Annotated in this window: 2 protein-coding genes; both read left to right on the top strand. The window is 68.9% G+C overall.

What is annotated here, in order from left to right; genetic code table 11:
* The first annotated feature begins 55 nt into the window (after positions 1 to 55).
* The gene (locus TNCT1_RS35365) at positions 56 to 4,879 is read left to right on the top strand and encodes a non-ribosomal peptide synthetase (protein ID WP_235903072.1); all 4,824 of its coding nucleotides are present in this window, start codon (positions 56 to 58) and stop codon (positions 4,877 to 4,879) included.
* Positions 4,876 to 6,858, top strand: a 1,983-nt coding sequence (locus TNCT1_RS35360) for a condensation domain-containing protein (protein WP_143640423.1), incomplete at its 3' end; no start/stop codon positions are given. The genes TNCT1_RS35365 and TNCT1_RS35360, both read left to right, overlap by 4 nt.

Here is a 6,858-nt window from a genome sequence, read left to right as displayed (position 1 = left end):
TCTCGCCACCACCTACACCGCACCCCGGAACTCGACCGAGGAACTCATCACCGGCGTGTGGTCCGACGTCCTCGGCGTCGACACCATCGGCATCCACGACAACTTCTTCGAACTCGGCGGACATTCACTGCTCGCTACGCAGGTGACGTCACGCCTGCGGCAACGGCTCGGAGTGGACGTCCCCGTGCGTGTCCTCTTCACCTCGCCCACACCGGCGGCACTGGCCGCGGTCGTGCGCGAGCTGGCGACGGCCGACGAGGCGCCGCTGGTACCGGTCGACCGCGGCACCCGACCGCTGCCGCTGTCGTTCGCGCAGCAGCGGCTTTGGTTCCTGGACCAGTTGACGCCGGGCAGCGCCGAATACCTCGTACCGTTCGGTCTGCGGGTGCGGGGCGCGCTCGACACGGGTGCGCTGGGTGCGGCGTTCACCGGTCTGGTGACCCGGCACGAGGTGCTGCGTACGCGGTTCGTCACGGACGACTCGGGCCGTCCCGCGCAGATCGTGGACGCGCCGTGGTCGGTCACTCCGGTCGTGCACGACGTCCGGGCCGTACCGACGGCCGACCGGGAGCCGGCCGCGCTGGAGATCATGGCGGCCGAGGCGCGGCGACCGTTCGACCTGGACGGCGGGCGGCTCCTGCGAGTCGACGTGGTGCGCGTCGCGGACGACGACCAGTACCTGTTGATCACGCTGCACCACATCGTGTCGGACGGCTGGTCCTCCGGGATCCTGGCCCGCGAACTCCACGAGCTGTACGCGGCAGCTGTGGCCGGACGCGAGGCGTCCCTGAAGGAACTGCCCGTGCAGTACGCGGACTTCGCCGCCTGGCAGCGTGAGCAGCTCAGCGGGGAGTACCTGGAACAGCAGTTGGCGTACTGGCGCGAGCGCCTCGCAGGGGTGCCGGCCCTTGAGCTGCCCACCGACCACGGTCGGCCGGCCGAGCGCGAGGGCGCCGAGGGCGACACCGTGTACTTCTCGGTTCCGCCGGAGGTGGCGGAGGCGCTGCGGGCGACGGCGAGCGGTCAGGGCGCGAGCCTCTTCATGGCGCTGTTGTCCCTGTTCCAGATCGTCCTGGCCCGCTACTGCCGCCAGGACGACATCGCGGTCGGCACCCCGATCGCCGGCCGCAACCGAGCCGAGACCGAGGACCTGATCGGTTTCTTCGTGAACACGCTCGTCCTGCGCACCGATCTGTCCGGCGATCCGGCGTTCACCGAGCTGCTGGCCCGGGTCAAGGACACCGCGCTCGGCGCCTACGACCACCAGGACCTGCCCTTCGAACGCCTCGTCGACGAGCTGGCCCCCGACCGCGACCTGTCCCGCAACCCGCTGTTCCAGACCCTGTTCGTCTTCCAGAACACACCGGACGGCGACGGGTGGAGCCTGCCCGGTGTGACGGTCGAGCAGATCGGCGTGGGCGGTCAGGACGCCAAGTTCGACCTCCAGCTGACCGCGGCGGAGGCGGACGGTGAGCTGCTGGCCGCGCTGGAGTACCGGACGGACCTTTTCGAGCGGGCGACGATCGAGCGGATGGCCGGCCACTTCACGACCCTGGCGGCGTCGGTGGCGGCGGCGCCGGGGGCGCGGCTGTCGGAGCTGAACATGCTCACGGAGGGGGAGCGGCGGGAGATCCTGGTCGACTGGAATGGTGTCGCCGGTCCGTATCCGGAGACGGCGACGATTCATCGGCTGATCGAGGAGCGGGTTGCCGCCGGTCCTGAGGCGGTTGCTGTCACGCACGGGGACCGTAGCTGGACGTATGGCGAGATCAATGCGCGGGCGAATCAGCTCGCTCATCATCTGCGCGGTGCTGGTGTGCGGTCGGACACGTTGGTCGCGGTGTGTCTGGACCGTTCGCCGGATCTGATCGCGGCTGTGCTGGGGATCCTGAAGGCGGGTGCGGCGTTCGTTCCGCTCGACCCGGACTATCCGACCGACCGGATCACCTACATGGTCGAGGACACCGGCACCCCGTTGATCATCACCAGTTCGGATCTCGCCCACCGGCTGCCGGACACCATCGACCGCCTCCTGGTCGACACGCAGTGGCCGGCCGGCCCCGACACCGATCCCGAGCCGCTGGCGTCGCCGGATGACCTGGCTTATGTGATCTTCACGTCGGGGTCGACGGGCAGGCCCAAGGGCGTCGCGCTGGAGCACCGTGGTGTCGTCAACTACCTGCACTGGTGCGACGAGAACTACCCCGCTCACATCCCCGGGGGTGTGGGGTCAGTCCTGTATTCGTCGGTCACGTTCGACCTGACGATCACAGCCCTGTTCCTGCCGCTGATCCAGGGGCAGCAGCTCGCGATCCCCGTCACCGGAGCGGACCAGAGCGCGTTCGACGCGGCGATCGACCTGATCTGCACGAACATTCCGATCAGTTTCCTGAAGGCCACCCCCTCCCATCTGGAGGTGCTGGCCGCGCATCTGGAGACGCGTGGGGCCCGGCATCACATCACCACCATCGTGGCCGGCGGTGAGAACCTCACTCCGCAGCTCGTGGCCCGGCTCCTGGAGGCGAGCAGTACGGCGACGACGATCAGCAACGAGTACGGTGCGACCGAGGGTTCGGTGGCGAACGTGATGAGTCTGACCACGCGGCCGGACCCGCACGGGGGCACGACCACGTTGGGCCGGCCGATCACCAACACCACCGCCTACGTCGTCGACCACCACAACCAGCCCGCCCCCGTCGGTGTCCCCGGTCATGCTCTGCTGGGTGGTATCTGCCTGGCCCGGCACTACCACAACCGGCCGGAACTGACGGGTCAGCGTTTCACCCCCAACCCCCTCAGCCCGCCCCGGCCGGACCCGCGTACCTATCACACGGGGGATCTGGTGAAGTGGCGGGCGGACGGCACGCTGGAGTTCATCGGACGCATCGACAACCAGGTCAAGCTCCGCGGTTACCGCATCGAACTCGGCGAGATCGAAGCCGCTCTGACCACGCATGCTCACGTCCACACCACGGCCGTCACCGTCCGCGAAGACACCCCCGGCAGCAAACAACTCGTCGCCTACATCGTCCCGACCCCCGGTGACGCACCCACGACACACCAACTCCGAACGCACCTGCAGCGGCAACTGCCCGACTACATGGTCCCCGCCGCCTACGTCACCCTTGACCAGCTCCCGCTCACCCCCAACGGCAAGGTCGACACCAAAGCCCTGCCCGCCCCCGACCACCACCGACCCGACCTCGCCACCACCTACACCGCACCCAGGACGGACACCGAGCGCACGCTGGCCGCGATCTGGTCCGAGATCCTCGGGATCGACACCGTCGGCGTCCACGACAACTTCTTCGAACTCGGCGGGGATTCGATCATCAGCATCCAGATGATCGCCCGGGCCAAGAAGTTCGGCGTGCACCTCACTCCGCGGCTGATCTTCAAGAACCAGACGATCGCCGAGATCGCGGACCACGCCGGTACGGCCGCGCCGGTCGACGCGGAACAGGGCCGCGTGGTGGGCGAGGTCCCGCTGACACCGATCCAGCACTGGTTCTTCGAGAAGGACCTGCCGGCGTTCGACCACTTCAATCAGGCCGAACTGCTCGTCACCGACGCACTCGAGCCCGACGTGCTGCGGCTCGCGCTGGCCGACCTGATCGAGCACCACGACGCGCTGCGCCTGCGCTGCGTGGACGGAACCGACGGCTGGCGGCAGTACCTGGACGAGACCGTGGACACCGGCATCCTCGACGTGCACGACCTCTCCGGCGTCGCGGAGGAATCCCTGGCGACGGTGTCGCTGGGCATCGCGGAGGAGACGCAGCAGAGCCTCGACCTGGCCAAGGGCCCGCTGCTGCGGGCCGCGCTGCTGGAGTTGGGGGCGACGCGCGGGCAGCGGTTGCTCATCGTCGTGCACCACCTGGCGGTCGACGGTGTGTCCTGGCGGATCCTCCTGGAGGACCTGGGCAGTTGCTACGAGCGGCGGGCCGCCGGACGCGCACCCCTGCTGCCGGCGAAGACGACGTCGTTCAGGTCGTGGGCCCAGCGGCTGCAGGGCTTCGCTGAATCCGCTCAGGCACGGGCCGAGTTCGCCTACTGGGCCGAGCCCAAGCCGGCCGGCCGGGTGCCGCGTGACCGGGACGGCCGCAACGACCTGGGATCCGCGGCCAGCGTCGTGGCGACGCTCAGCCCCGCCGAGACGCGGGCGCTGCTGCGGGACGTGCCGCGGGTCTTCAGCACCCAGATCAACGACGCGTTGCTCACCGCGCTGGCGCACGCCCTGCGAGACTGGACGGGGGACGACGAGACCCTGATCGGTCTGGAGGGACACGGCCGAGAAGACCTGTTCCCGGACGTGGACCTGTCGCGGACGGTCGGGTGGTTCACGTCCGTCTTCCCCGTCGCACTGCGACTGGCACCGGGAGCGACCGATCCGGTGGCCTCACTCGACTCCGTCCGCGAACAGTTGGCGCGGATCCCCAACAAGGGCGTCGGCTACGGCATCCTGCGCCATCTCGGCGCCCCGGACATGGCCGCCGTGCTGCGCCGGCAGCCCACCCCGGAAGTGAACTTCAACTACCTGGGGCAGTTCACCAGTGACCTGCCGGGCATCGGACGGTACGCCGGTCCCGACGAGCCCAAGGGCCACTCGATCAGCCCGGACGGCATGCGCTGGAACGTCCTGGACGTGACCGCCGCCGTCGAAGGCGACACGTTCGGCCTGTACGTCAACTACTCGACCGCGCTGCACGACCGGCGCACCGTCGAGCGCCTGGCCGACGGTGTCCTCGGCCACCTGCGCGAGCTGATCGCCGGCAGTGCCGACGGAGCCGCCGACGCCCGCCGCGAGTCCCCCGCCGTTCCCCTCACCGATGTCGGTGACGCCGACATGGCCGCGATCCTGAAGAGGTTCTCGATATGAGCGCGCACAACGTGGAAGACGTCTACGGGCTCTCGCCCCTGCAGTTCGGCATGCTGTACCACTCGCTGGAGGACACCTCCGACACCCGCCCGTACATGGTGCAGATGACGGAGGAGGTCGAAGGCCCCTTCGACGAGACGCTGTTCGGCGCGGCCTGGCAGCAGCTCGTCGACCGGCACTCGATCCTGCGCAGCGCCTTCGTGTGGGAGGGAGTGTCGGAGCCGGTGCAGGTGGTCCAGCGCTGTGCTCCCCTCCCCTTCGAGGTGAGGGACCTGCGCGGCCTGCCCGATCAGGAGGAGAGGCTGACCGCCTTCCTCGCCGAGGACTGGGACCGGGGCTTCGACCTCTCCCGGGCCCCGCTGGTCCGGGTCACCGTGCTGCGGACGGGGGAACGGCGCCGGGTCGTCGTCTGGTCGTTCCACCACATCCTCCTCGACGGCTGGAGCGTCCAGATCCTCCAGAAGGAGCTGTTCGCCCTCTACCGAGCGCTGCTCGACGGCACTCCCGCCGAGCTGCCGCCGACCGTCCCCTACCGCCGTTACATCGAGTGGCTCAACTCCCGGCGCGACGACGGCTCCTCGGCGTTCTGGTCCGACTACCTGGCGGGCGTCACCGAGCCCACCGCCCTGCACGTCGACCGGGACACCGGTGCGACGGGAGTCGGCGAGTTCGAGGTGTGCGCCTCGGCGGAGCTGTTCGCGCGGGCCCGGGACTACGCCAAGTCGCAGCGCGTCACGATGAACACACTGGTCCAGGGCCTGTGGTCGATCCTGCTCTCCCGGTACAGCCGTCAGGACGAGGTGCTGTTCGGCTCCACCATCTCGGGTCGCTCGATCGCTCTGCCCGGCGTCGAGTCGATGATGGGCCTGTTCATCAACACACTGCCGGTCCGCGGCCGGCTCACCGGCGACCTGGTCGTCTCCGAGTGGCTGCGGGACCTCCAGGACGAGCAGCTGGAAATGCGGCAGTGGGAGTACTGCCACCTCGTCGACGTGCAGAAGCACAGCAGGATCCCGCGCGGCGAGCCGCTGTTCCGGTCCATCCTCGTCTTCGAGAACTACCCGGTGGTGCAGAAACCGTCGGACTTCCCGGAGGGACTCACCCGGCGCCTGGTCAACTGCGTGGAACGCACAGGGTATCCGCTGACCCTCGTCGTATCGGCGGGGCGCGCCCTGGAGTTCCGCTTCGTCTACGACCGGAGCCGGTTCGACGCGGAGACGATCGAGCGCATGGCCGGCCACCTCCAGAGCCTGCTGGTCTCCGTGGTCGACTCGCCCGGCGCACACATCGGCGACCTCAACATGCTCACGGAGGGGGAGCGGCGGGAGATCCTGGTCGACTGGAACGGTGTCGCCGGTCCGTATCCGGAGACGGCGACGATTCATCGGCTGATCGAGGAGCGGGTTGCCGCCGGTCCTGAGGCTGTCGCCGTCACGCATGGGGAGCGCCGCTGGACGTATGCCGAGATCAACGCGCGGGCGAATCAGCTCGCTCACCATCTGCGCGGCACGGGTATCCGGCCGGACACGTTGGTCGCGGTGTGCCTGGACCGTTCGCCGGATCTGATCGCGGCGGTCCTGGGGATCCTGAAGGCGGGTGCGGCGTTCGTTCCGCTCGACCCGGACTATCCGACCGACCGGATCACCTACATGGTCGAGGACACCGGCACCCCGTTGATCATCACCAGTTCGGATCTCGCCCACCGGCTGCCGGACACCATCGACCGCCTCCTGGTCGACACGCAGTGGCCGGCCGGCCCCGACACCGATCCCGAGCCGCTGGCGTCGCCGGATGACCTGGCTTATGTGATCTACACGTCGGGGTCGACGGGCAGGCCCAAGGGTGTCGCGCTGGAGCACCGTGGTGTCGTCAACTACCTGCACTGGTGCGACGAGAACTACCCCGCGCACGTCCCCGGGGGTGTCGGTTCGATCCTGTATTCGTCGGTGACGTTCGACCTGACGATCACAGCCCTGTTC

It is taken from the genome of Streptomyces sp. 1-11 (genome assembly GCF_007176755.1).
GTDB lineage: Bacteria > Actinomycetota > Actinomycetes > Streptomycetales > Streptomycetaceae > Streptomyces.
The sequence above is the reverse complement of the archived record's forward strand: the minus strand, read 5'-3'. Positions and strand labels throughout refer to the sequence as shown.